Annotated in this window: 23 protein-coding genes and 2 tRNA genes; 17 read left to right on the top strand and 8 right to left on the bottom strand. The window is 66.5% G+C overall.

What is annotated here, in order from left to right; all coding sequences use genetic code 11:
- Positions 1 to 49: 49 nt before the first annotated feature.
- The 3 genes from AUL38_RS16390 (at position 50) to AUL38_RS16380 (ending at position 4,103) form a co-directional block, all read left to right on the top strand.
- Positions 50 to 2,044, top strand: coding sequence for a cytochrome c oxidase assembly protein (locus AUL38_RS16390; RefSeq protein ID WP_201023785.1), 1,995 nt, complete (start codon positions 50 to 52; stop codon positions 2,042 to 2,044).
- A gap of 20 nt (positions 2,045 to 2,064) precedes the next feature.
- Complete coding sequence (locus tag AUL38_RS16385) at positions 2,065 to 3,561, top strand: aminotransferase class I/II-fold pyridoxal phosphate-dependent enzyme (RefSeq protein ID WP_083506982.1); 1,497 nt, start codon at positions 2,065 to 2,067, stop codon at positions 3,559 to 3,561.
- Positions 3,562 to 3,647: 86 nt separating this feature from the next.
- Positions 3,648 to 4,103 carry an SRPBCC domain-containing protein gene (locus tag AUL38_RS16380; protein WP_059063860.1) on the top strand — a complete coding sequence of 152 codons (456 nt, stop codon included), beginning with the start codon at positions 3,648 to 3,650 and terminating at the stop codon, positions 4,101 to 4,103.
- Between the two features lie 19 nt (positions 4,104 to 4,122).
- Here AUL38_RS16380 and dcd read toward each other — a convergent pair whose 3' ends face one another.
- Both dcd and AUL38_RS16370 read right to left on the bottom strand, forming a co-directional pair.
- On the bottom strand, positions 4,123 to 4,728 hold the full coding sequence (gene dcd, locus AUL38_RS16375) for a dCTP deaminase (protein WP_059063858.1): 606 nt from the start codon (positions 4,726 to 4,728) through the stop codon (positions 4,123 to 4,125).
- Between the two features lie 25 nt (positions 4,729 to 4,753).
- On the bottom strand, positions 4,754 to 5,515 hold the full coding sequence (locus AUL38_RS16370) for a GntR family transcriptional regulator (protein WP_059063855.1): 762 nt from the start codon (positions 5,513 to 5,515) through the stop codon (positions 4,754 to 4,756).
- 147 nt (positions 5,516 to 5,662) lie between these two features.
- On the opposite strand from AUL38_RS16370, the gene iolC reads away from it, so the two are divergent.
- From iolC to AUL38_RS16345, 6 genes are read left to right on the top strand one after another with little or no spacing between them, the layout of a single operon-like run.
- A complete protein-coding gene (gene iolC / locus AUL38_RS16365) occupies positions 5,663 to 6,619 on the top strand; it encodes a 5-dehydro-2-deoxygluconokinase (protein WP_059063853.1) in 957 nt (318 codons plus the stop codon).
- Position 6,620: 1 nt separating this feature from the next.
- A complete protein-coding gene (locus AUL38_RS16360; RefSeq protein WP_059063851.1) occupies positions 6,621 to 7,535 on the top strand; it encodes a hypothetical protein in 915 nt (304 codons plus the stop codon).
- Positions 7,532 to 8,566: an NAD(P)-dependent oxidoreductase gene (locus AUL38_RS16355; RefSeq protein ID WP_083506981.1), complete on the top strand. Its 1,035-nt coding sequence runs from the start codon at positions 7,532 to 7,534 to the stop codon at positions 8,564 to 8,566. The genes AUL38_RS16360 and AUL38_RS16355 overlap by 4 nt, the downstream gene beginning before the upstream one ends.
- Positions 8,559 to 9,899 (top strand): MFS transporter, encoded by a 1,341-nt coding sequence (locus AUL38_RS16350; RefSeq protein WP_059063847.1) that lies wholly within the window; start codon positions 8,559 to 8,561, stop codon positions 9,897 to 9,899. The genes AUL38_RS16355 and AUL38_RS16350 overlap by 8 nt, the downstream gene beginning before the upstream one ends.
- A 28-nt stretch (positions 9,900 to 9,927) precedes the next feature.
- Positions 9,928 to 10,308: an alcohol dehydrogenase catalytic domain-containing protein gene (locus AUL38_RS17835; RefSeq protein ID WP_235590762.1), complete on the top strand. Its 381-nt coding sequence runs from the start codon at positions 9,928 to 9,930 to the stop codon at positions 10,306 to 10,308.
- The gene (locus AUL38_RS16345; protein WP_235590761.1) at positions 10,245 to 10,994 is read left to right on the top strand and encodes a zinc-binding dehydrogenase; all 750 of its coding nucleotides are present in this window, start codon (positions 10,245 to 10,247) and stop codon (positions 10,992 to 10,994) included. Before AUL38_RS17835 ends, AUL38_RS16345 begins: the two co-directional genes overlap by 64 nt.
- Before the next feature lie 27 nt (positions 10,995 to 11,021).
- Here AUL38_RS16345 and AUL38_RS16340 read toward each other — a convergent pair whose 3' ends face one another.
- Positions 11,022 to 11,684 carry a TetR/AcrR family transcriptional regulator gene (locus tag AUL38_RS16340; RefSeq protein WP_059063845.1) on the bottom strand — a complete coding sequence of 221 codons (663 nt, stop codon included), beginning with the start codon at positions 11,682 to 11,684 and terminating at the stop codon, positions 11,022 to 11,024.
- A 95-nt stretch (positions 11,685 to 11,779) separates the two neighbouring features.
- On the opposite strand from AUL38_RS16340, the gene AUL38_RS16335 reads away from it, so the two are divergent.
- Both AUL38_RS16335 and AUL38_RS16330 read left to right on the top strand, forming a co-directional pair.
- Positions 11,780 to 14,533: an efflux RND transporter permease subunit gene (locus AUL38_RS16335; RefSeq protein ID WP_083506980.1), complete on the top strand. Its 2,754-nt coding sequence runs from the start codon at positions 11,780 to 11,782 to the stop codon at positions 14,531 to 14,533.
- Positions 14,530 to 16,620 carry a YhgE/Pip family protein gene (locus AUL38_RS16330; protein ID WP_059063843.1) on the top strand — a complete coding sequence of 697 codons (2,091 nt, stop codon included), beginning with the start codon at positions 14,530 to 14,532 and terminating at the stop codon, positions 16,618 to 16,620. The genes AUL38_RS16335 and AUL38_RS16330 overlap by 4 nt, the downstream gene beginning before the upstream one ends.
- On the opposite strand, the gene AUL38_RS16325 is transcribed toward AUL38_RS16330, so the two are convergent.
- A complete protein-coding gene (locus tag AUL38_RS16325) occupies positions 16,617 to 17,150 on the bottom strand; it encodes a hypothetical protein (protein WP_235590760.1) in 534 nt (177 codons plus the stop codon). The two genes, AUL38_RS16330 and AUL38_RS16325, sit on opposite strands and share 4 nt — an antisense overlap.
- 194 nt (positions 17,151 to 17,344) lie before the next feature.
- On the opposite strand from AUL38_RS16325, the gene AUL38_RS16320 reads away from it, so the two are divergent.
- Together AUL38_RS16320 and AUL38_RS16315 are read left to right on the top strand one after the other, a co-directional pair.
- Positions 17,345 to 17,416 (top strand) — tRNA-Thr (locus AUL38_RS16320).
- A gap of 35 nt (positions 17,417 to 17,451) precedes the next feature.
- Positions 17,452 to 17,525 (top strand) — tRNA-Met (locus AUL38_RS16315).
- A gap of 124 nt (positions 17,526 to 17,649) precedes the next feature.
- On the opposite strand, the gene AUL38_RS16310 is transcribed toward AUL38_RS16315, so the two are convergent.
- The 4 genes from AUL38_RS16310 to AUL38_RS16295 form a co-directional block, all read right to left on the bottom strand.
- On the bottom strand, positions 17,650 to 18,420 hold the full coding sequence (locus tag AUL38_RS16310) for a hypothetical protein (RefSeq protein WP_059063837.1): 771 nt from the start codon (positions 18,418 to 18,420) through the stop codon (positions 17,650 to 17,652).
- Positions 18,421 to 18,564: 144 nt separating this feature from the next.
- Positions 18,565 to 19,512, bottom strand: a complete 948-nt coding sequence (locus AUL38_RS16305; RefSeq protein WP_059063835.1) for a ribokinase — start codon at positions 19,510 to 19,512, stop codon at positions 18,565 to 18,567.
- Positions 19,513 to 19,624: 112 nt separating this feature from the next.
- The gene (locus tag AUL38_RS16300) at positions 19,625 to 21,052 is read right to left on the bottom strand and encodes an MFS transporter (RefSeq protein ID WP_059063833.1); all 1,428 of its coding nucleotides are present in this window, start codon (positions 21,050 to 21,052) and stop codon (positions 19,625 to 19,627) included.
- 1 nt (position 21,053) lies between these two features.
- Positions 21,054 to 22,001: a nucleoside hydrolase gene (locus AUL38_RS16295; RefSeq protein ID WP_059063831.1), complete on the bottom strand. Its 948-nt coding sequence runs from the start codon at positions 21,999 to 22,001 to the stop codon at positions 21,054 to 21,056.
- A gap of 133 nt (positions 22,002 to 22,134) precedes the next feature.
- Between AUL38_RS16295 and AUL38_RS16290 the strand changes: the two genes are divergently transcribed.
- The 4 genes from AUL38_RS16290 to AUL38_RS17495 all read left to right on the top strand — a co-directional run bounded on the left by AUL38_RS16290 (position 22,135) and on the right by AUL38_RS17495 (position 24,088).
- Complete coding sequence (locus AUL38_RS16290) at positions 22,135 to 23,211, top strand: LacI family DNA-binding transcriptional regulator (RefSeq protein ID WP_083506979.1); 1,077 nt, start codon at positions 22,135 to 22,137, stop codon at positions 23,209 to 23,211.
- A gap of 77 nt (positions 23,212 to 23,288) precedes the next feature.
- Positions 23,289 to 23,570, top strand: coding sequence for a type II toxin-antitoxin system RelE/ParE family toxin (locus tag AUL38_RS17010; protein ID WP_083506978.1), 282 nt, complete (start codon positions 23,289 to 23,291; stop codon positions 23,568 to 23,570).
- Positions 23,557 to 23,868, top strand: a complete 312-nt coding sequence (locus AUL38_RS16285; RefSeq protein WP_059063829.1) for a HigA family addiction module antitoxin — start codon at positions 23,557 to 23,559, stop codon at positions 23,866 to 23,868. The genes AUL38_RS17010 and AUL38_RS16285 overlap by 14 nt, the downstream gene beginning before the upstream one ends.
- A 67-nt stretch (positions 23,869 to 23,935) precedes the next feature.
- Positions 23,936 to 24,088 carry a hypothetical protein gene (locus AUL38_RS17495; protein WP_161937463.1) on the top strand — a complete coding sequence of 51 codons (153 nt, stop codon included), beginning with the start codon at positions 23,936 to 23,938 and terminating at the stop codon, positions 24,086 to 24,088.
- The last annotated feature ends 1,219 nt before the right edge of the window (positions 24,089 to 25,307 follow it).

Here is a 25,307-nt window from a genome sequence, read left to right as displayed (position 1 = left end):
CGTTCAGCTTAGGTGCGGGTAGTCAGGTGTGCCCGCGTAGGCTAGTGGGGTGCCCCGTTTCATTCGCGTGATCGCCCCTGCCGTGCTCCTCGCTGCAACTCTCGCAGCGGTCTTCTGGGGACTCTCGATCGGCGGGGCGGCAAACGAGCGTGATCTCGCAGACCCCGGTGCAGTCGTGCGCTACGGTATGCCGCTGCTGCGCACTCTCGTGAACGTCGCGGTTGCCGGCCTCATCGGCTCGCTCGTGATGGCGGTGTGGGCGTTCTCTTCCGAACGGCGCGAGTACCGGATCGCGCTCGACGTCGCCGCGGGATCCGCTGCGGTGCTGACCGTCGCCTCTGGCGCGACCCTTATGTTTACCTACAGCGACCTCGCGTCGATGCCGTTCTCGGCCTCCTCCGCGTTCGGTGCTGGGCTCGCGCAGTTCGTTACCGAGGTTGAGCTGGGTCAGCTGTGGCTGTGGGAACTGATGATCGCAGCAGTCGTGACCGTGCTCGCGTTTGCCGTGCGCGGCCGCCGACTTACCCTGCTCGTGCTCGTGCTTGCCCTGTTCACCACACTCCCACTGGCCCAGCAGGGACACGCGGCAGGAGCCGCAGGTCACAGTCAGGCAGTGAACTCGCTGCTCGTGCACCTGGTCGGCGCATCGGTGTGGCTCGGCGGACTGCTCGTGCTCATGTTCATCTCGAACGCCGTGAAGCGCGACCGGCTGGCCGTGCTGGTTTCGCGCTACTCAGGGATCGCGCTCATCGCGTTCATCGCCGTGAGCGCATCCGGCGTCGTCAGCGCATGGCTGCGGATCGGCTCATTCGACGCACTCTTCGGCACCGGATACGGTCAGCTCATCATCCTGAAGGTCGTCGCACTCGTCGGCCTCGGTGCCTTCGGCGCCCTGCACCGGCAGCGCCTGATCCCGCGCATCGCGAAGAGCGACCGCGGCATGCGCGTGTTCGCCTGGTTTGTCGTTGCCGAGCTTGCGCTCATGGGGCTCGCGAGCGGCATCGCGGGCGCCCTTGGCCGCACGGCGACCCCCGTGCCGCTCGAGCCCGCTGACGAGGCCATTGGCGCATCGCCGGCCGAGATCCTCACGGGAGATCCGCTCCCGCCCGAACTCACCCCGATGAGCTTCCTCACCGAATGGAAGTTCGACCTTGCGTGGGGCCTTGTCGTGTTCTTCGGCATTGTGTTCTACATCGCGGGCGTGCTCCGGCTCCGCAAGCGCGGCGATAAGTGGCCGGTTGGCCGCACGATCGCCTGGATCACCGGCATGCTCTTCCTGTTCTACTCAACGAACGGCGCCTTCAACGCCTACGAGCAGTACCTCTTCAGTGTGCACATGCTCGGGCACATGATGTTCACGATGCTCATCCCGCTCGTGCTCGTGCTCGGCGCACCGGTCACGCTGCTGCTGCGGGCTACCGACAAGCGGTCGGACGGTTCCTGGGGCACACGCGAGTGGGTCATGTGGGGGCTGCAGACCCCGTGGTCGAAGATCGTCACCAACCCGGTCGTTGCCGCGGCCGTCTTCGTCGGCTCGCTGTGGGTGTTCTACTTCTCGCCGATCCTGCGCTGGGCAACCTCCGAGCACCTCGGTCACCAGTGGATGATCATCCACTTCCTCATCTCCGGGTACCTCTTCAGTCTCACGATGATCGGCGTCGACCCGGTGCCGAACCGCGCACCGTATCCGTTCCGGTTGGTGATCCTCTTCGCCACAATGGCCTCGCACGCGTTCTTCGGCGTGACGATGATGACCGGTGACTCGCTATTCCTCGCCGACTGGTTCGGCGCGATGGGTCGCACCTGGGGCGCGACGCCGCTCGCAGACCAAGCCGCAGGCGGCGGTATCGCATGGGGCATCGGCGAGCTGCCGACCCTCGCGCTGGCGCTCGTGGTCGCGGTGCAATGGTCGCGGAGTGACACGAAGGAACAGAAGCGTAAGGACCGCGCCGCCGAGCGCACGGGAGATGCCGAACTCGAAGAGTACAACGCCATGCTCGCCGCGCAAGCGAAGCGTGACGAAGCCCGCGACGAACGACACTAACCACACCGAACAGGCGGGCAATGACGCAAGCACAGGAACGCAGGATCGACCACAGCAGGGCGCCGTACGCGGAGGCGCTCAGGCGGCACGCTGAGCACGATCCGCTGATGTTCATGGTGCCGGGTCACGCCGCCACCGCCTCAGGTATGTCCCGCGAACTCGCCGATTTTGTCGGCGAGCGCGCCCTCCGGCACGACATCCCGCAGCTCGTCGACGGGATCGATGCCGGGCGGGACAGCCCGCTCGAGCAGGCAGTCGCGCTCGCCGCCGACGCATGGGGCGCGAGACGAGCCTGGTTTCTCGCGAACGGCTCGTCGCAGGGCAACCGGATGGCGGTGATCGGGGTGGGAACCGGTGCAGCAGGCGGTGCAGTCGTCGCGCAGCGCAGCGCGCACTCGAGCTTCCTCGACGGGCTCGTCGTGACCGGGCTGACGCCCGAATGGGTGTTCCCCGAGTACGACTCGCGTCATGGACTCAACCACGGGCTCACGCCAGCCGCGCTCGCCGCCGGCTTTGAGCGGGCCGCGGCCGCCGGTGAGCGGCCCTGCGCCGCCTACGTGATCTCCCCGAGCTACTTTGGTGCGGTGTCGGACATCGCGGGGCTCGCGGAGGTCGCGCACGCTCACGGTGTGCCGCTCATTGTCGACGCCGCCTGGGGCGCGCACTTCGGCTTCCACGATGAACTGCCCGCGTTTCCCGCATCGGTCGGTGCGGACATCGTGGTGACGAGTACCCACAAAATGGGCGGCAGCCTGGGGCAGTCGGCGATGCTGCTGCTCGCCGAGGGCCCGTTCGCTGACCGGCTCGACCCTGCACTTGAACGTGCCTACAACCTCACCCAGACGACGAGCGCGAGTTCGCTGCTGCTGGGCTCGCTCGATATCGCTCGGCGCAGCCTCGTGCTTGAAACCGAGCGGATCGGTGAGAGCGTCGCACTCGCCGAGCGGCTGCGCGCCCTCGTGCGGTCGCACCCGCAGCTCACGCTCGTGAGCGACGAATTTGCGAACTACGCGAGTGTGGCGACGGCGGATCCGCTGCGCGTCTCGATCGGGCTCTCCCGTAGCAGCTGCTCAGGCTATGAGATGCGCGCCGAGCTGGCGCGCACCCACGACATTCTGCTCGAGATCGCGACCTCATCCGCGGTCGTCGCGTTCCTCGGCCCGGGGAAAGAGCTCGACGTCGAACGGCTGTTCGCCGCGATCAGCGAGGTGCTGGGACGCCCTGCCGGCCGGGCCGCAGCCCACTCGCCGCTCCGGCTCCCGAGTCCTGGGCCACGGCGGATGACGCCGCGGGAAGCCTACTTCGCTGACACCGAGGTGGTTCCGGCAGCGGAGAGCGTCGGGCGGGTATCGGCCGATGCCCTGGCTGCGTACCCGCCAGGGATCCCGAACATCGCCCCTGGGGAGGAGATCACCGCTGAGGCGGTGGCGTTCCTCCGCGAGGTGGCGGCGTCGCCGATTGGATTCGTGCGCGGGGCCATTGACTCTGTAGTCGACGCCTTCCGCGTGGTGGTGTAGTCGCGCGATAGGGTTCCGCGCCGCCGGTCGGCGCAGTAGTCTCGAAGGCCAGGGGCGTCAGCCCCAGCTCGGCGAGAGGGGCCATCATGACTGGAGTCACGCAGACAGGCATTGAGATTGACCGCACGACCTCGGCGCAGCCCGAAGCCGTGTTCGCGGCGCTGAGCGAACCCGAATCGTTCGCGAGCTGGTTTGGCGGCGCTGACGTCGATGTCCCGTCGGAGCGGCTCGCCTTCGAGGCGGTTGAGGGCGACTCGTGGCGGGCTACGATGGTGCTCCCCGACGGCAACACCATCGACTGGCGGGGCACCTTCGTGCGGGTAGATCCGCCGTCGCGGTTCGACCTCACGCTCACCGACATGCCGGGGGCCGATGCGCCAGAGGTGCTCGTCACGTTCTCAGTCTTCCCCGCGGACGGTGGCGCGGCGCTGCGGATGACGCAGGACACCCCAGATTTTCCGCACGAGCAGAAAGCAGCAACGCTGGAGGGGTGGCAGCTGTTCCTCGACGAGGTGCTGCGCATCGCTGAGAGCGACGGCTGATGCGTGCCGCAGGGTCTGGTTAGTTGCCCGGTCGGCCCTCATCGGAGCCGGTGACGTCGGCGCGGTGGAAATTGAGGTGCGACCGCGAGGCGGTCGGGCCGCGCTGGCCGAGGTAACGCGAGAAGGTCGCGCCTGCGCCGTACGGGCGCTCTGCTGGGGACGACAGCCGGAAGAAGCAGAGCTGACCGATCTTCATGCCTGGCCAGAGCCGGATCGGAAGCGTCGAGACGTTCGATAGCTCGAGGGTGATGTGGCCCTCAAAGCCGGGATCGATGAACCCCGCGGTCGAGTGCGTGAGCAGGCCGAGCCGGCCGAGTGAGCTCTTGCCCTCGAGGCGTGCTGCGATGTCGTCGGGGAGGCCGACAAGCTCAAAGGTTGAACCGAGGACGAACTCGCCTGGATGCAGAATGAAGCCCTCTTCGGGGTCGACCTCGACGAGTCTGGTGAGCTCAGGCTGATCCTCGGCAGGGTCGATGAGCGCGTACTTGTGGTTGTCGAAGAGGCGCACGAAACGGTCGAACCGCACGTCCACGCTCGACGGCTGAACCATCGACGGTTCGCTCGGGGAGAGTTTGATGCGGCCCGCGTCGAGCTCGGCGTTGATGTCACGATCTGAAAGCAGCACGATTCGATTCTACCGCCCAGCGCCGCTAGCGGGCGACGAGTCGTGTCTCGAAGTGATACAGGTCTGGTCGGTAACAGTGGGTGCCAACCTCAACGGCGTTGCCCGAGTCGTCGTAGGCGGTGCGATCCATGGTGAGGAGCGGGCTGCCCTTTGCGACTTCGAGCAGCGTGGCTTCGTCGCTCGCGGCCCTGCGGGCGCCGATGCTCTGATTGGCGACGCGAATGTTGACGCCGCGTGAGCGCAGTGCCTGGTACAACCCGGTGGTGTCCAGTTCGCTGCGAGTCATCGTCGAGTGTGAGCCAGGCAGGAAGTTTTCGAGGATCGCGAGCGGGGTGCCGTCTGCGCTGCGAAGCCGGCGGAGGTGCAGGACATCTTCGCCCTCGGTGAGGCTGAGGAGCGCTGCGATCTGAACGCTCGCGGGAATGATCTCGTGGGTGAGCGTCACGGTCGTCGGCGCGCGCTTGGTGTGCTCGAGGTCTTCGTAGAGGCTCGTCAGTTCAAGCCCCCGACTCACCTGGCCGTGCACAACCTGCGTGCCGATACCGCGGCGGCGCACCAGGAGGCCCTTGTCAACGAGTTCCTGAATTGCGCGACGGATCGTAGGGCGCGAGAGTGAGAGTCGCTCGGAGATGGAGATCTCGTTCTCGAGCCGAGACCCCGCGGGAAGAAGCCCGGAGCTCATGGCCTTCTCAAGGCGCTGCGAGACCTGGAAATACAGCGGAACCGGCCCGTTGCGGTCGAGGTCCGCAAACAGCTCAGTCGGCCAGGGGGCGGTCTCCGCACTCATTACCACTTGCCTTCCTCGTTGTTCTAAAGAGCATACGACACCGAGGTGCTTGAGTGTTTGACTTTCGAATCACCTAATGTGTTATTGTTAGGACATATACTGCATCGCGGCAGCCGTCGCCGCGAGCGTGAAAGGTGGATCACAGCTATGACCGGCGAACTCGGCCACGACGAGATCATTACGATCGGTCGTCTCGGTGTCGATCTTTATCCGCTGCAGAGCGGAGTGGGCCTCGAAGAGGTCACGAGCTTTGGCAAGTTCCTTGGCGGGAGCGCCGCGAACGTGGCTGTTGCGGCTGCGCGACATGGCCACAGAACTGGGCTGGTCTCGCGCGTCGGGAATGACCCGTTCGGAAACTATCTGCTACTCGAGCTTGCAAGGCTCGGAGTTGATCCGTCGTTTGTTGGCGTCGACCAGCAGTTTAAAACGCCGATTACGTTCTGCGAGATCTTCCCGCCAGATGACTTCCCGCTGTACTTCTACCGGGAACCGAAGGCGCCCGACCTGGAGATCCTCGCCGAAGAGCTTGATCTCGACGCGATCCGTGCCGCAAGGATTCTGTGGACGACCGTTACCGGCCTGAGCGCGGAACCGTCGCGAACCGCGAACTTCGCCGCGCTCGAAGCCCGCGGGCGTGCCGGAATGACCGTGCTCGACCTCGACTACCGGCCGATGTTCTGGGCCGACCCCGCCGAGGTAACCGCGCAGGTAGCTCGCGCGCTCGAGAGTGTCACGGTTGCCGTCGGCAACCGTGAGGAGTGCGAGGTAGCCGTCGGTGAGACCGACGCCGTTCGCGCAGCCGATGCTCTACTCGAACGCGGGGTTGAGCTTGCCATCGTGAAGCAGGGCCCGAAGGGCGTGCTCGCGAAGACCCGCAGTGAAGCAGTCGAAATTCCCCCACACCCCGTCGATGTCGTCAATGGACTCGGCGCGGGCGATGCATTCGGTGGTGCGCTCTGCCACGGCCTCCTCGAGGGCTGGGGGCTTGAGCAGATGCTCCGCTTTGCCAACGCAGCTGGCGCGATCGTTGCTTCGCGTCTTGAATGCTCGACGGCAATGCCGACGTCAGCGGAAGTTGCCGACACCATCACGAAGGGCGCATGAGATGACTTCATCGCAGATCATTACCGACGCAGATCTTACGCATCTTCGCGAGACCCGGGCAACCCAGCCTGGTCTCGTGCACCAGGCGCGGGCAAATCGAGTACGCCGTGAGGTGCTGCGCGGCGATGACAAACTGTTTATCCTCGCGGCAGACCACCCGGCGCGCGGCGCGTTGGGCGTCGGCGCCGACCCAGTCGCGATGGCTGACCGCGACGAACTGCTGCGCCGGCTAGCCCTCGGGTTGAGTCGCCCCGGCGTCGACGGAGTGCTCGGCACCCCAGACATCATCGACGATCTCATGCTGCTCGGGCTGCTCGATGACAAGGTTGTCGTCGGCTCGATGAACCGTGGCGGGCTGCGCGGGGCTGCATTCGAGATGGACGATCGCTATACCGCTTATAACGTGCGCGGCATGATCGATGCAGGGGTCGACTTTGCGAAGTCGCTCGTGCGCATCGACCTGGCCGACCCGCTCACCGCCCGCACGCTCGAAGCGACTGCTGAGGCGGTGACCGAGGCGGCCGCTGCCGGCCTGCCAATCATGCTTGAGCCGTTCATGAGTCGCCGCCAAAACGGCGCCGTCGTCAATGACCTTGACGCTGACTCAGTGATCCTCTCGATCGCGATCGCCGCCGGGCTCGGCTCCGACAGCTCACGCACCTGGATGAAGCTGCCCGTCGTTGACGACATGGCGCGAGTCATGGCCGCAACCACGATGCCCACCCTGTTGCTCGGAGGCGAAGTCGGAGCGGACCCTCAGGCGGCATTCGCCAAGTGGGAGCAAGCGCTTGCGCTCCCCGGCGTGCGCGGGCTGACTGTCGGGCGGACCCTGCTGTACCCCAACGACGGCGACGTCGCAGCTTCGGTCGACGCCGCCGCGCGACTCGTGCACGCAACAGCGGGCGCGTCATTGTGAGTGCACCCACACGTTCGGCGACTTCGCAGAGCGCGTCTGGCAGGCGCGTCGCGGTGCTCGGGCTCGGGGCGATGGGATTGCCGATGGCGACCCGGTTGCTCGGCGCAGGGCTGAGCGTCACCGCGTACAACCGATCAGAGGGGCCGCGCACCGAGATCGCGCGGCTCGGCGGCGACGCTGTCGCTCACGTGAGTCTCGCGGTCGAACCGATTGTGCTCAGCGTGCTGCCAGATATTACGCAGTTGCGCGAGATGTTAAGAGGCGAGGACGGTTGGCTTGCTGGCCTGATCCGCGCACGCGCCGAGCGTGACGACCTGGGCACCGTGCGCCTCGTCGTGATGAGCACGACGTCGCCGCAGCTCGTGCGCGAGCTCGCTGACGAGGTCGTCCCGTTCGGGGTGCGGGTGCTCGATGCCCCGATCTCGGGCGGTGATCGCGGCGCGCAGCTCGGCACACTCAGCATCATGGTCGGCGGGGACCCGGCTGACGCGGCCGACGTATTCCCGACGCTCGCCCACCTTGGCACGCTTGTTGAGCATCTCGGGCCGCTCGGAGCAGGCAGCATGGCAAAACTCTGCAACCAGATCGTGGTCGCGGGTAACCTCACGGCGACCGCCGAGGCACTCATGGTTGCTGAACGCTCTGGGCTCGACCCCGAGGTGATGGTGCGCCTGTTCAAGAATGGGCTCGCACGCAGCGGTGTGCTCGAGCTCAAAGCCGACAAATGGTTGAGCGGGGAGTACCGGATCGGCGGCAGCGCGAAGAACCAGCTCAAAGACATGCACTACCTGCGCGACGAGCTCGCACAACTTGAGGTTTCGGCGCCGCTCGCGGAGACACTCACTGAGATTTTCGAGGGCGTCATCGACGCCGGCTGGGGAGAGGACGACCACGCTGTCGTGCTCGAGCTGCTGCGCGGCGCGCGCTCGAATTATCCGCGAGGCCGACAGCGCCACGCGGCACCCACCGATAATCACCTATCACCGTTGGGATACGTCCCACTCGACGAAGAGAGCGGATCCAGTGTCTAATTCTGTTACCACTCAGAGCTCCCCGCCCCAGCCCAAGGCATCGCGCAAACAGCTGTTTCGCGCCATCCTTTCTGGCTGGGCTGGCACCTCGCTTGAGTATTTTGACTTCCAGCTCTACGGGCTCGCGGCAGCGCTCGTGTTTCCGAGGCTGTTCTTCCCCGAGCTTGACCCAGCGATGGGGCTGCTCACGAGCTTCGCGACATACGCGGTGGGCTTCCTCGCCCGCCCCCTCGGCGCGATCTTCTTTGGTCGCCTCGGCGACAAAAACGGCCGCAAATTTGTGCTTGTCATTACGATCGCCATCATGGGCGTCTCGACGGTTGGTATTGGCCTCCTTCCCACCTACCAGCAGGTGGGAATCCTTGCCCCAATCCTGCTGATTGCGCTTCGCCTGGTCCAGGGTTTCGGCGCCGGGGCCGAGCTCGCGGGTGCCTCGGTGCTGCTCGCGGAGTACGCGCCGCCAGAGCGCCGCGGCCTTGTCGCGTCGTTCGTCGCAGTCGGCACCAACACTGGCACGCTGCTCGCATCGGGCATCTGGCTCATCCTCGCCGCACAGCCAGAAGAATGGCTGCTCGAGGTAGGCTGGCGCATCCCGTTCATCGCGAGCATCGCCGTCGCGCTGTTCGCACTCGTTATTCGCCGTTACCTCAACGAGACCCCGGTCTTTGAGGTTGCTGTCTCAGGTGCGCCGGCGGAGGAGCGCACCCCGCTGCGCGATGCGTGGACGTACGGGAAGAAGTCATTCCTTGCCTCGATGTGCCTGCGCATCGCCGAAAACGGCCCGTCCTCGATCTTCCAGAGCTTCTTGCTCGGCTACATCGCGACCGTCCTGATGATGGATCGCTCGATCGGTACCGAGGCAGTGTTCTTCGCCTCGCTTATCGGCTTCGTGACCGTTCCGTTCTTCGGATGGCTCTCGGACAAGGTGGGTCGCCGTCTCGTGTACCGGTACCTCGCCCTGTTCCAGTTCTGCTGGGCAATCCCCACGATGCTCATGCTCCAGACCGGCAACCCCGGGCTCATGAAGCTCGCCCTGATCGTCGGCATCTCGGTCGGCGTGCTCGGCCTGTACTCGCTGCAGGGCTCGTTCATGCCGGAGCTCTTCGGGTCGCGTTATCGCTACACCGGCCTTGCCGTGTCTAAGGAAATCGGTTCGATCATCTCGGGCGGCACCGCGCCGATGGTGGCTTCGGCGCTGCTGGCCGCGTTCAGCAACTCGTGGGTGCCGATCGCGATCTACCTCATGGTGACGACTGGCATCGGCGTGATCACGACCTTCTTCACCCCTGAGGTGCGTGGCCGCGACCTCACTGATCCGCAGGACGCAATGTAGGCTGCGCCTCACCGCGCAACGAGAGGACATGATGAGAGCCGTAGTAGTGCACGCAGCGAAAGACCTGCGAATTGACGAGTTGCCAACTCCAGTAGCAGGGCCGGGCGAGGTTGCCGTTCGGGTGGTCTACGGCGGAATCTGCGGAAGCGATTTGCACTACTACGGCCAGGGGCGCAACGGCGCCTTCGTCGTGAACGAGCCGATGATTCTCGGTCACGAGGTCGTCGGCGTGATCGAAGCGACCGGTGACGGAGTCGCTGCTGACGTCGTGGTTGGTGGGAGTGTTGCGATCCACCCGGCCCGCCCGCCCCGCCGCCGGGCGGTGTTGCGGGCCGGGGCTACCACTTGTTGCCGGGGAGCTACCTCGGCAGCGCCGCGACGACGCCACACACGCAGGGGGCATTCGTAGAGCGGATCATCGTGAACGAGGGCCAGCTCCGCCACGTGCCGTACGGGGTGCCGCTGCGGCGCGCAGCACTCGCTGAACCGCTCGCGGTTGCACTGCACGGTGTTGCGCAGGCAGGCCTCGATTACGCGGGGAAGCGCGTCGCGGTCTTCGGCGCTGGACCGATTGGGTGTCTCGCGGTTGCGGCTCTCCGCGAGCGCGGTGCGGCCGAGATCGTCGCTATTGATCTGCAGGCAGCTCCGCTCCAGACTGCGCGCGCGCTCGGCGCCGGTGTGGCCGTGCAGCTCGGCGTGGACGAGCCCGTCGCGGCAGGCTCGTTCGACGTCGCGATCGAAGCGTCTGGTTCGCCGCGCGCCCTCTCCGGAGCGATCGACGCGGTGGTTGCCGGCGGCACGATCGTGCAGCTCGGCATCCTTCCGGCAGGCGACCTGCCCGTGAACATCGGGCCGATCGTCGCGAAAGAAATCAAGATCCACGGCTCACAGCGGTTCGATATTGAACTTGACGAGGCGATCGCGCTTATCGCGCGCACGCCCGCACTCGACGAGGTGGTCACGCACGTCTTCACGCTCTCGGATGCTGTCGACGCGTTTGAGACCGCGATGGCTCCGGGGGCGTCGCTCAAGGTGTTGCTGCAGATCTCGGCTGAGCCCGGCCAGAGCGCCGTCGCGACCGCGCCGACGCTCTAAAACACTGTGGGCGCGCTTGCGCCCACGCTACGCGCACTCGGTGATGGCGAACAGGAGCTCAGCGAAGCTCTCGCCAAGGCCGGCAAGCCCCTCGGGGGCCTCGAGGCCGCCGAGCGCGCTTGCGCGAATTGCGCGCTCGTACACGCTCGCGAGGATCGTGAGCGCGCGGTTCGGGTCAATCGTGAAGCGCCGCCCCGCTGCGTGCACGATGCCCTCGACGACGGCGTTGAGTTCGTCGCGGAACTGCGATTTGAAATCGGAGTACTGCACCGGGCCGGCCGGATCCCGGAGCGTCATGAGCAGGAACTCGGTTTCGAGCGTGAACCAGCTCGCCTCTTGTCCGAGAGGTGCGAGGAACTCGGTGACGATGCTGGCGACGCTCTGCGGGGAGAGCTCGACCTCGGTGTCCGTGAGGTAGGTCGTGAGTGCCGCTGCGCGCGCCCGAATCAGGTGCGCTCTCGCCTCGTACTCGCGCTCGAGGAGCGCAATGAACAGCTCTTCCTTCGTTGAGAAGTTCGAGTAGAACGCGCCCCTGGTGAATTCGGCGCGTGCGCAGATGCGTTCGATTGACGCGCCTTGGAACCCGAGTTCGGTGAAGACATCGGTGGCGGCATCGAGTAGCCGGGAGCGGGTCTCGCGGCGCCTCGCACTTACCGGATCGGTTTCGTTGGCTGAGATTTCTTCGAACATCGGACCCCCTCACAGATTCTCGACAGGCTTACCCCATACAGTACTGTATTGAAACGGATACATACCTGTATCTATCGCCATTCTGGGGGGATCGTATGTCATCCGCACTGTATGCGCTCGGACGCTGGGCCGCGCGCGCGAAGTGGTTCGTGCTGGCCGTCTGGCTGCTGCTGCTCGCGCTGCTCGCCGGTGGCGCCCTCGTCTTCGGTAAGGGCGCGAATGCCCCGATCACGATCCCTGGCACCGAGGCGCAGGACGCAATCACCTCGCTGTCGCACACCTTCCCCGAGGTGAGCGGTACGAGCGCAACGATCATCGTCGTCGCGCCGGATTCCGGGCAGCTCGAAGCAGACCCGTACCGCTCCGCCGTGCTCGACGCCGCGGACGAACTCGCGCAGCTCCCCGATGTCACCGCGGTGCTCACTCCCTTCGGCACGGGCGAGGAGGCCGCAGCGAACACCGACATCTCGCCCGACGGCGAGGCCTTGCTCATGCAGGTGCGGGTCGAAGGCGAGATGACGAGCGTCGACGCGGAGACGGTCGACGGGATCGCGGCGGCAACCGACGGCCTCAGGACGAGCCTCCCCGCGGGCGCCGAGGTCTCGTACGGCGGGGAGATGTTCTCCGCCGCTGTCCCGGGGCTGAGCCCGACGGAGGCCATCGGTGTCGTGGTCGCCTTCGTCGTGCTGATCCTCACCCTCGGCTCGCTCATCGCGGCCGGCATGCCGCTGCTCATCGCGCTCATCGGCGTCGGCGTATCGATCGCCGGGCTGTTCTTCGTCACCGCGTTTGTGGACCTCACCTCGACCACGCCGATGCTCGCCCTCATGCTCGGGCTCGCGGTCGGTATCGACTACACCCTCTTTATCGTGAGCAGGCACCAAGAACAATTGCGTTCAGGTCTGGGGGTGCGCGAGTCAATCGCGCGAGCCACGGCGACCTCTGGCTCCGCGGTAGTGTTCGCCGGCCTGACGGTGATCATCGCTCTTGTCGGTCTCTCCGTCGCCGGTATCCCGTTCCTTACCGCCCTCGGCGTCGCGGCCGCGGCGGCGGTCGCGGTCGCGGTGCTCATCGCGGTCACGCTGACGCCTGCTGTGCTGTCGATGGCCGGGATGCGGATCCTGCCGCGCAAACACCGGCCCTCCGCCGAAGCCATCGAGGCCGCCGAGCCCATCGAACTCGCGCCGACCCGCGCCGACCGCTTCTTCGCCGGCTGGGTACGTGGCGCGACCAAACGTCCCATTGTGACGATTCTCGCGGTGCTGATCGCCCTCGGAGTGGGCTCGATCCCGGCGCTGCAGTTGCGGCTCGCCCTGCCGGACGCGACGTCCCTGTCGGCCGACGACCCGGCCCGAGTCACCCACGAACTCACGGGCGAACACTTCGGCGAGGGCTTCAACGCGCCGCTCCTGCTCACGGGCTCGATCATTTCGAGCACCGACCCGCTCGGGCTCATGGATGACCTCAAGCGCGAGGTCGAGCAGGTGCCGGGCGTCGCGGAGGTGCCGCTCGCAACCCCGAACCCGGGGGCAGACACGGGCATCATCCAGATCATCCCTGAGGAGGGCGCGCACGCCGCGAGCACGACCGAGCTCGTGAAGGAGCTCCGATCCCACCACGACGAGTGGGAGAAGAAGTACGGCGTGAGCCTCGCGGTCACCGGCTTCACGGCCGTCGGCATCGACGTGTCCGCGCAGCTCATGACCGCGCTCTTGCCATTCGGCATCTTCGTTGTCGGGCTGTCGCTCGTGCTGCTCGCGATGGTCTTCCGCAGCGTCTGGGTGCCGATCAAGGCGACCCTCGGCTACCTTCTCTCGGTCGGCGTCGCCTTCGGCGCGGTCGTCGCCGTGTTCCAGTGGGGCTGGCTGTCTGACCTGCTGCAGGTGAGCTCCACGGGCCCCGTGCTCAGCTTTATGCCGATCATTCTCATGGGCGTGCTGTTTGGGCTCGCGATGGACTACGAGGTCTTCCTCGTCGCCCGAATGCGTGAGGAGTACGTGCACGGCGGCGACGCGCAGCGCGCGATCCACCGCGGCTTCGTGGGCTCGGCGAAGGTCGTCACCGCGGCCGCGCTCATCATGATCGCCGTGTTCGCGGCTTTCGTGCCAGCCGGCGACCCGAGTATTAAGGTCATCGCGCTCGGCCTCGCCGTCGGTGTCTTCGTCGATGCCTTCATCGTGCGCATGACACTCGTGCCCGCCGTGCTCGCGCTGCTCGGCGACCGCGCATGGCAGATGCCCCGCTGGCTCGCCCGCGTGCTGCCGTCATTCGACGTCGAGGGCGAGGGGCTCGCGCGCGAGATCGCGCACGCCGAGTGGCCCGCTGACATGCCGCAGGCGCGCATCGGCTCGGACCGGCTCACGCTGCGGGGTCGTTCGACAAACCTCAAGACCCCCGCGCTCAGGCTCGCCGCGAGCGAAGCCTTGATCCTGAACCCGCGTGACCCCGTGAGCTTCCCGCTCGCGCAAGCACTCAGCGGGCGAGGACGCGTCATCGCTGGCACCCTGAAGGTCGACGGACTCCTGCTCCCCGAACGCGCCGGGTCCCTGCGGGCGCGCTCCGCGTGGGCGGCCCCCGACACGCTCCGCCAGGCCCTGCGTGACGGGCCAGCACTGCTCGTGCTCGACCTGCGGGACGCGGAACTCGCCCCGCTCCAGCCGGCCGCGATCACTGACGCTCGCTCCGCGCTCGCCGCCTGGAACGTCGACCGCACGCGCGAGGGGACACCACCGATCCTCGTCGTGCTCGGAGACCAACGGATCGCCGAACGGCTCCTGCCCGATGGCTACACCGCGGCCACCCACGACACCGAACGAACCGAACGCCTCGAACTGGAGGGCGCACGATGACCCCCGCACTCACCCCGCTCCGCGGCAAGCGCATTAGCTGGACAACACTCCTGGGATTGCTGCTCGTGCCCCTCACCGTGGCGGGCCTGTTCCTGTGGGGATTGTGGAGCCCGAGCGACCGCCTCGACACCATCACAGCCGCAGTGGTGAATGAAGACGAGCCCATCGAGCTCGACGGCCAGCTCGTGCCGCTCGGCCGTGTACTCGCGGCGGAGCTCATCTCCGGCGGCGATACCGGCGACGCCGATGACGAGCCCCGGCAGAACTTCACCTGGGTGCTCACCGATGCAGACGATGCGGAAGCCGGGCTTGCCGATGGCCGCTTCGCGACCTCGATCACCATCCCGAAGAGCTTCTCGGCAGCGGCGACCTCGCTCTCGGTCGGGCCCGAAGAGGCCCGCGCGGCGACCATCCAGATCGCCGAAAGCGACCGCGGCAGACTCCTGGACACCGCGCTGTCAGGGATCGTCACGCAGACCGCGACTCGAGTACTCAACCAGCAGCTGGGCGAGCAGTTCGTCGGCGGGGTCTTCGTCGGCATGTCCGGGATCCACGACGGGATCAGCGACGCCGCCGACGGCGCCGACAAGCTTGCCGACGGCGGCACACAGCTCGCCGACGGTGCGGGCGAGCTCGCGGACGGCACCCAGCTGCTTGCCGACGGCACGCAGCAGCTCGCCGCAGGCACGCAGCAGCTCTCGGGCGGCGCATCTGAACTCGCCGGCGGCGCTGGCGGCCTGGCAACTGGCGCGCAGGAGCTCTCGGGTGGCGTGAGCGGGCTGGCCAGCGGGGCGTCCGACCTCGCAGACGGAGCCGCTGAGCTCGCTGCAGGCGCTCAGGACGCCGCCGCGGGCGGGAAGCTCCTCGCAGACGAGACAGGAAAGTACGTTGCGGGGATCAACTCCATCGTGTCCGGGGTGCAGACGGGCGTCGGCCAGGCGGTCGCCCCGCTGCAAGAGCTGCGCGACGCGATCGCAAGCGGTGTCATCCCGATCCCACCCGGCGAGGTAGCGGTTGACGACATTCTGGCGGCGCTCGACAGGGTGATCGCAGAGGTGCAGGGCATCGCTGTCGATGGGCCGGGCAACCAGCTGACGGAGTTGAAGCAGGGCGGTGAACAGCTTGCCGGCGGTATCGCCGCGTCGGCCGCGGGCCAGCAGGAACTCGCGGACGGGCTCCGGGGGTTCTCCGGTGGAGTGTCTGAACTCGCCAGCGGCGCCAACGCGCTCGCCGGGGGCGCTTCACAACTTGCCGGCGGTGCGTCGGAACTCGCCGGTGGCGCAGGTGCGCTCTCGGCCGGCGTCAATGAGCTCTCCGCTGGCGTGAGCGAGCTGTCGGCGCAGACGCCAGAGCTGGCTGACGGCGCGGGCAAACTAGCCGAGGGCGCGGACGCTGCGGCGAAGGGTACGCACACCCTCGCGACTGGGCTGGGCGAAGCCGCCGCGCAGATCCCGAACTACACCGAGGCTGAGCGCGACGTCATGGCCAAGACGGCCGTCGAATCTGTCACGTCCGAGGGGGAGAGCGACGAGCTGTTCAACGCCTCAGGGGTGCCGCTGTTTGCTGGCATTGCCCTGTGGGCGGGCGCGCTCGCCGCGTTCCTCGTGCTGTCCCCGCTCTGGTCGCGCACCCGCGAGGCCGCGAAGGGCGTGCTCGCAATCGCGATGCGCAGCGCCCTTCCAGCGGTGCTGCTCGGTGCAGCACAGGGCGCGATCGCAGGCATCGTGCTCCCGCTCGCCCTCCGCTACGACTTCCCGCAGGCCGCAGGGTTCTTCGGCCTCGCCGTGCTCGCAGGCATCGCGTTCTCGCTCGTCGTGCAGGGGCTCTCCGCGAGGTTCGGTGGCTTTGGCAGATTCGCCGCGTTCGCGCTCCTCGTCATTGCGTTCACCGTCGGCATCGTGTCAACCGTGCCAGGGCTGCTGGCAACCGTCGGGGATGCGAGCCCGATCGGAGCCGCGTTCAGCGGATTTCAGGCCATCGCGGCCGGTGGCGGCGGAGCCGGGGGCGCTGCCGCGCTTCTGGTGCTCTGGGGTGCCGCTGGCGTTGCGTTGACCGCGTGGGCAGTTGCGCGGGAGCGCCGAGCCTAGAGGCTCTTCGTGACGGTCCCGGGTTCCGCACGTACCTTGTGAATGAGTGGGTGCGGAACCATCCGGGTCTCACCGGGCTGCTCGTCGTCGTAGATCTCATCCTCTTCGGGCTTGGGGTCCTTGCCGTTCGCGATTGCGATGCCGAGCGCGAAGAACGCCAGCGCGAATGCGATGATCCCGAGCGGGTTGCATAGCGCGATCGACATCTCTGCCGAGAACTGCGAGCCAGCGGCGTGACTGATGATCGAGACGAGCTCACCCCCGACGTTATCGGGCACGGTGAATCCGAAGCCGATCGCGCAGACCCACGACAGGATCAGCGTGACCCAGACCGAACGACCGATGCGCTTCCCGCGACGCTCGGTGACGGCCATGCGGTGACCGACCCAGAGCAGCAGCACGGCGTAGGTCAGCCCGATTGCCGGCACGTACCACCAGGTGAGGCTGCCGCCAATGCCGAAGAACCAGCGGCCGGCCGACATCCACACCGCGAGCACCAGGCCCATGACGGCGACGAACAGATTCTTCACGCTGACTCCCATCGCAAACGCGCTCCGTGCGGGCCCGCGAATGCGACCGCAGTTCGACGTAACCTTACCAAGCCCGGGGTGGCCCAAACGGAGAGCTGGCTGCTCGCCGCGCCACGCCCGGACGGGTCCGCCCGAATTCGCATTCGATCCGACAAGGTGGTACGCTCTAACGGTTGTCGCGGCTACGCGACTACGCCCTGATAGCTCAGTGGTAGAGCACTTCCATGGTAAGGAAGGGGTCCCGGGTTCAAATCCCGGTCGGGGCTCTGACTCTCTGGCCCGCCTCAGTGCGGGCCAGTTTGGCTGAGTAGCTCAGCTGGTTAGAGCGCACGACTCATAATCGTGAGGTCGCGGGATCGAGTCCCGCCTCAGCTACAGAGAGTCACAAGAAATCCCCCGGTTTTGGCCGGGGGATTTTTCGTTTTCATCATTGCTGTGCCCGAGTGCGGCTCGCTGCCGGCGGGATCTCGGGCGTGGTGTCGCGCCGGGTGTCTCTGCGCTAAGAACCCTGCGCCACGATGCGGATCGCGGCCTCGGGGTTCGCGAGGCTGTCGCGGTCTGACGGATGCCGAAGGTAGTGGTTGATGATCGCTGCGACGGCATCTGGGTCGGAACCGAGCAGCCGCCGCGGGAAGATCAGGACTTCACCGCGTTTGAGGCGGAGGCTGAGTTTTGCGCCGGTGCGCGTGCTCATCGCGAAGGCCTCGCCAAGATCATCCCATTTGAGTGCGATACGCCCCACCCCGCGAACACCGCGCAGCTCGGTGGGCGTGAGTTCGAGTCCACGAGGAACACGCAGCGCCCACAGCTGTTGAGCGAAGAATACGACCCCGAGTGCCCCGATGAGGTAGACGGTTCTCCGGCCGAACCCGATCTCCGAGGCGGCTTCACCACGGAGCAGGGCGACCAGAGCGACGGCTGCAGGGAGCATGACGAGCACGGCAGCGAGCGGGTAGAACAGATCAAGGATCGGTGCGTAGGAGAAGCGCAGCGAGGGGGAGCGGTTCTCGAATTGAATAACTCCGACGGAGACCGAAACCTCCCACAGGAGCACAGCCGCCCCCAAACATCCGAGAGCCAACCCGAGGCCCGCGATTTGCAGCCGGTAGCTCAAATCGTTCGGCTGGAGGGAGAGCAGAACTCCTACTGCCATGGCCGCAAACAGCATCACGGGCGCGAGATAGCGCTGGGCGGGGCTGCTCCCTGGGCGCAGCGGAGTCTCTCCGACACCCGGGAACTGGGCGCCAACATGTTGACGAATGACGTGCATGGCTGCTCCGATCACGCTGTGGCACCAGCGAGTGAACACGTGCGGTGAACGTCGGGCGCCACACGTGGCTGAGCTGCATCGACGTCGCCCGCCGGGCCCATGCAACCACTGCTTGGTGAGATTGAGCTGGGGTGCGCGAGGTGCCTACGCGTGTGACCCCATGAACGCCGTAAGCTCCTCGGGCGTCGGGTACGAGGCCTGCGCGCCCGCGCGGGTTGCCGCGAAGCTGCCGACGGTTGCCGCGTAGCCTGCCGCAACGGCGAGTGGATCGCCTGCTGCGAGGCGCAGGGCGAGGGAACCCATGAAGGCATCGCCGCAGCCGGTGGTGTCGACGGCGGTGACCTTCGGCGACGGCACGGCAACCGCGTCGGCACCGTCGCGGGTCGCGCCGTCGAAAACAATGCTGCCCGCGGCGCCCGCGGTGACGACAGCGCGGGGGATCCCCCGCTCGGTCAGTGCAGCGCGCGTGTACTTGCCGCCCTCTGCGAGCACCTGCTCGGCGGTGAGATCGAGCAGGTCGGCGGCCTCGTGCTCGTTGATGAGCAGGATATTCGTCAGGCTGAGGAGCTCGTCGGGCACGGGGCCGTAGGGCGAGAGGTTGAGCAGCACGCGGGCCCCCGCGGTGCGGGCGCGGCGGGCGGCCTCGAGTACGACCTCGAGACTCACCTCGAGGCTCAAACAGAGGATCGCGGCGTGATCGAAGAGCGGCGCCGCAGCGTCAAGATCCGCGACGCTGAGCCGACCGTTGGCGCCGGGGGAGACGATAATCGTGTTTTCCCCTGCGCCATCGACGGTGATGACGGCCGTGCCGGTCGCAACGCCGTCGAGCGACGCGACGTGTGAGGTGTCCACTCCCGAGGCCTCAACCGAGTCGCGCAGCATCTGCCCGTTGGAGTCTGCGCCGAGCGCACCCACCATCGAGACGCTTCCCCCGAGGCGGCCGGCCGCGACCGCCTGGTTCGCGCCCTTCCCGCCGGGGATGGTGCGCAGCTCTTCACCCGTGAGTGTCTCTCCGGGCAGCGGGAAGCGTGCGGTCTGCACCACCAGGTCGGCGTTCAGCGAACCAACTACAAGAATGAGGCCGTCGGTCATGGTGAGGTCCTTTCGCGACCTGCGCGCTCGCGGTCGTGCGGGTGATGCAGCGGGCGGGTCCCCGGCAGGCGGTGGCCTGCGGGAACCCGCTCCTAGAATACGTTGCTTAGAGTTACTTTCCGGCGGCCGGGGCGGTAACCTCGGCGTCCTTCGGAGCCGGGATGAGGAAGCTCATCGCGAAGCCGAGGACCGAGATCGCTGCGCCCGCGAGCATGCCAGCACTGTACCCGGTGGTTGACGACGGGTCGTCGGCCGAGGTGAACAGCAGCTGCACCGCGGGGAGGATCGCGAAGCTCACACCGGCACCCAGGTTGAACGCGCCAGCATTGAGGCCTGGGAGGAACCCGGGGTTGTCCTTCGGGGAGAGCACGATGCCGAGCCCGTTGAGCATGATGTTGCCGATGCCCGCGTAGGTGATCCCGAGCACGATCGTCGTGACGATGAGCACGGGCAGCGAGTGCACGCCGACGAACGCCATCACGATGGTTCCGATGATCGTGCCGAGCATGCCAACACGCATCACGTTGAGGTAGCCGAACGATGGTGCGAGGCGACCGGCGAACGGGCCGACGATCCAGCCAGCCACTGCGTACGGCATGAGGAACCAGAGCGAGGTGAGATCCGCCCCGAGACCGAAGCCGGCCTCGGTGTTCTGCGCGAGCGACGCGACGAGGCCGTTCACGACCGCGAAGACGCCGGTCATGGTGAGGAGCGTCGTGACGAGCAGCGCCCAGCTCGAGCGCTGCTTGAGGTACTTCGGCGGGATGAGGGGTTCTGCGATCTTCGACTCGAGCACCCAGAACGCCCAGAACGAGGCGAGGCCGAGCACGGGCAACGCCCAAATGATGAACCAGTTGCTGTCGTTCACCGCGCCCAGGAAGTTCAGGAACGTGAGGAACGAACCAATCGAGACGACGAGGGGTACGACGCCCAGCCAATCCATCCTGGTGTCCTTCGACGGGCGGCTCTCGGGCGCCCACACGAGCACGCACACGATCGCAATCACGGCGACAACGGCCATGGTCCAGAACACCGAGCGGAAGCCGTGGTTGGCGACGAGCCAGCCGCCGGCGAGCGCGTCAACACCGGCGATGCCGCCGTTGACCGCGGTGATGACACCCATCATGGTGCCGTAGCGTTTGGGATCCTGGATCTCATTGCGCAGCATGAGGAGCGTGACGGGAACCACCGGCCCGGTGACGCCCTGAACGATGCGGCCGACGAAGAGCATCTCGACGTTGGTTGCGAGCGCCGCGATGACGGTGCCGACCGCCATGATCGCGAGCATTCCGACGAGCACACGCTTGCGCCCGATGATGTCGGACAGGCGGGGGAGGAACAGCGAGAAGAGCGCGGCGGCCGTGAAGAACATCGTCTGCGAGAGGCCGATGGTCGCGTCGTCGGTGTTGAGCTCCTTCGCCATGGTGACGAGCGCTGGGCTCAGCATCGAGGCGTTGAGCTGGAACGCGATACACGCCGCGAGCAGCGCGACCATGAGCGAGCCGACGCGCACGGCCGGCTTCTGGGCGAGTTCGTTCATGTTAGAAGTCGACCTCTCCGATGTTCTCGAGGGCCTCGGTGACAAGGTTCCAGAAGCGCGGCGCATCCAGCTCGGTGGCCGCCCAGGTGGTGCAGTCCTCCGGCGCCTCGGCGCGGAAGTCCGCGACGGTCATGCCGAGGGTGAGCGTGCCGGTGAGCTCGATGTCGATCGGCACCTTCACGGTCTTCACGATGCTCGGGTCGATGACGTAGGCGACCGCGCAGGGATCGTGCACCGGGGGAGCGTCGAAGCCCTGCGCGTCCTTGTACGCGAGCGCGAAGAAGTCGAGCAGCTCGCCGACAAACTTCGCGGGCTTCGTGCCGACGGCGGCGATCTGGGCGGCGACCTCGTCGGTTGCGAGCGCCTGGTGGGTGAGGTCGAGGCCGACCATGACGACGGGCCACGACTCGTTGAACACGATGTGCGCGGCTTCGGGATCGATCTTGATGTTGAACTCGGCGACGGGCGACCAGTTGCCGACGTGGTAGCCGCCGCCCATGAGCACGACCTCCTTGACGCGCTCGACGATGCGCGGCTCCTTGCGGGCCGCCATCGCGATGTTGGTGAGACCGCCGGTCGGGACGAGGGTCACGGTGCCGGGCTCATGGGCCATGACCGTGTCGATGATGAGGTCGATCGCGTGGCGCGGATCGAGCTCGATCTCTGGCTCGGGGAGCACGGGGCCGTCGAGGCCGGACTCGCCGTGAATATCGGGAGCGACCTCAATGTTGCGCACCAGCGGGCGCGCTGCCCCTGCCGCGAATGGGACGCCGGTGATGCCTGCGACGCGGGCGACGGAGAGCGCGTTGTGCGTCACCTTCGGCAGCGTCTGGTTGCCGACAACGGTGGTCACCGCGAGCAACTCGATGTCCGGGTTGCCATGCGCGAGCAGCAGGGCTACGGCATCGTCGTGTCCTGGGTCACAGTCGAGAATGATCTTCTTAGTCAATTCCACATCCTTGGGGCCGTTGCTCGCGGGTGCGCGTGCGGGCGGTCTGGGTACGTCAAGCGCTTTACGATAACACGCAAAGCGCTTGACGCTGCAACGCGGAGAGCTGAGTGCTCGCAGCTAGAATGAGGGAATGTCTCGACCCGAAGCGTCCTCGCCGCGGCCTGCCCGCGTGACGGCGGCGGAAGTGGCCGAGCGGGCAGGCACGTCGACGGCAACCGTCTCTCTCGTCGTGAACGGGAAAACCGCAGGTCGCGTCTCGCAATCGAACATCGATCGAGTGCTCGCAGCCGTGCAGGAGCTCGGGTACGTGGTCGACCACACCGCCTCGTCGCTTGCTAAGGGCACGTCGAACATTGTCATCCTTGTCGCGCCCGACCTCTCGAACCCGTTCTACGGTCGAGTGATCTCGGGCATCAAGGCCGAGCTGGGCAACGAGTACCAGCTTCTGCTCTCTGTGACAGGAGAGGGACGCAACCCGAGCGCCGCCGACGTGCACCGTCTCGTCGCACTGCGCCCAGCCGGGCTCTTGGTCGAAGCGCCAGACGACGAGTTTCTCCGCGACCTGCCAGCCGGGGCCCCGCTCGTGCTGCTCGATGCCCCCGGGCGCGAGACACAAGCGCCCACCGTGAACTTCGACCTGCGCGGTGGCATCGGGGCGCTTCTCGACCACCTGGCGAGCCAGGGGCACACGAGGATCGGCTACCTCGACAGCCTTACCCGGACGGAAACCTTCGAGCTGCGGCGCAAGCTCATCGAGCGCGGAGCGGCCGAGCGTGGCATCGACTACGTCGCGATTCCCGAGGCGGCGAGCCTGATCTCCCCCGAGGGTGCAGCGGCCGAGTTTGTGAGGTATTGGCCGCGGTGGCGCGATGCGGGCGTGACCGCGCTCGTGTGTGCCACCGACTCCCACGCCTACGGCGTGCTCGGTGCGGCGCGCGAGCTCGGGATCAGGGTGCCCGACACCCTCGCCGTCACCGGATTCGACAACCTCCCTGCCTCAGCGATCGTCTCGCCTGCGCTCACGACGGTTGAGCTCCCTGGCGAAGCGCTCGGCCGCGGGGCAGTTCAGGCACTGCAGGCGCAGCGGGGGATGACTGCCGATGCTGTGGACCCCGTTGAGCCGGCTGAGCCGCGCAGCGCGGCGGATCCGGCGCGGCTGGCGGTTCCGCTCATTGGCGCGCGCCTGATCGTGCGCGCCTCTTCGTAGCTGCGCGTCACCTCCAAAAGGCTCAGCGGCTTGTTTACCCATGGCGTTAATAACGCTCTGCGTTATACGCTGTGAGTGTGATCAGATCGTTTGGCGACAATGCAACCGAGCGCCTCTGGCATAGGGAGCGCGTGGCTTCCATAGATCCAAGGATCCATTCTGCGGCACTGCGCAAGCTTCGCCAGGTAGGTGCGGCGGCGGTGCTCGATGACCTGCGGATCCCTCCGGGGAACCGGTTGGAAGCTTTGAAGGGCAGTCGGTCTGGACAACACAGCATAAGGATTAACGACAAGTGGCGGATCTGCTTCGTGTGGACACCTGCCGGACCAGAGGAGGTTGAGATCGTTGACTACCACTGACAAGATTCCCCCTGTTCACCCTGGGGAGATACTGATGGAGGATTTCATCTCCGCGTTTGGGATCACCCAGAACCGGCTCGCGGTAGCGATCGGAGTCCCTCCGCGACGGATTAACGAGATCGTCCATGGAAAGCGGGGGGTGAGCGCAGACACCGCACTGCGTTTGTCGAAGTTCTTCGGTACCTCAGCGGAGTTCTGGGTAAGCCTGCAGGCGTACTACGAGTTGGATGTTGCGCTGGAGCAGATGTCGGGCCAGCTCGCTTCGATCACGCCGATCTCCCCGTTGCGGGTCGCATAGCGGTCTCGCTCTGGCGCGACCTGCACGCTGACGTAGGTCTTGCCCCGCGCAGTAGAAGGAGGCTGACTTGACTGAGCAATGCGATTGCTTCCTCGTGCACTACTGCTCGGAAACGGAGCGCGCGGCGCGCCCGCTGACGTGGCGAGGCGCTGTTGTCTTCATCGCGGTTCCCGTGCTGCTGGCCGGTGCCTTCGTGTGGCTCATTGGCTCCGTGAGCTGAGCGGCCGTTGCGGCGCTCGAGCTGCCTCTGGCCGCCGCGTTTACTTACGCATACGTTAATGGCATGACTGGGAACCCGCTCCACGGGAAGCTCGGTACTGACGCGCAGATCCAGGCCTGGGCAGATGGATCAGAAGAGGGTTACGGCCCCGCCGAGTTTCCGAAGCCTCGGCGAGGGCTACCTCCTGTGGGTGACGGGCCGGGGCGGTCGTGCCCGTGCGATTAGATGAACCAACAATCGCCGCGCTGCTCGAACGTGCTGGATCAGAGAGGATCACCGTTCGCTCGGGCGCAATTCGCGCCGCGGTGCGCGACTGGATTCGTGCCTCCTGAGCTGAACGAGTCTGCCCGGAAGCACTATCGGCGCGACCGGCTGAGTGATGATGCGGTCCTCGCTGCGGCACCCAACGTCCTCCGTCCCTTGGCCGCTGGATGGTGAGCACGATCCCCGCCGGTGGCTCTTCATCGGAGTCGACGACTCCGGCGGGGCACTAGAGCTGGTGCTGCTTGTGTTTGATGGTGGGTCCGGGCTCATCATCCACGCCGTAAAGGCACGTGCACAGTTCCTGGGTGGGCACTGACGCCTTTATGAGCCCTTCACTCCCAGGCTGAGGCGGGCCAGGCCCGGCCAAAGTGATCCGGAGGCGCCCGCCGCCTGGAAGCAACTGAGGATGCCAGATCGCGCTTAGCAGCCAAAAACCCCTGACCTCGCTGAGGCCATCTCCTTTCGGAATCCGTGAGAATCTACGAGCCGCGGATGCGCTCGGTCAGCGCACTGCAGTGCCTCGCTGGAGCCCGGGGAACGTCGCCCGGGCCCCCAGCTCTGTCGGCCGGGTGCGCGAGAGAGTGCGTCACCGTGGACACGGCGATGCCGATATCTGGGCGATCATGGACGGGAACGCCCTCCGGGTGCTCGCCGAGACGTTCCCCGAGGGGTAACACGCCCGGTTTTCTGGTTGTGGGAGGTGGATTCGCGTGGAATTCACTTCCTGCTGGCCTCGAATGGCTGGTTTCGCCACGCCCGGCGGTGGGGCCGGATCGGCTCTGTCATTGGGATCGGCTCGGGTGAGGACGGGCGGATTTGTGGGGTGTGCGGATTCCGCGTAATGTATTCCTTTGTTGGCCGCCACGGAAACGGGGAGGCCGCGAGAATCTCTCACACAACGCCCCCAGCTTGAACCGGGTTATGGTTCGTAAAGCGGGTAGGGAAAATGGGATTC

This window comes from Leucobacter sp. G161 (assembly GCF_001482305.1).
Classification (GTDB): domain Bacteria; phylum Actinomycetota; class Actinomycetes; order Actinomycetales; family Microbacteriaceae; genus Leucobacter.
This window is presented reverse-complemented; position numbering and strand designations above follow the sequence as displayed.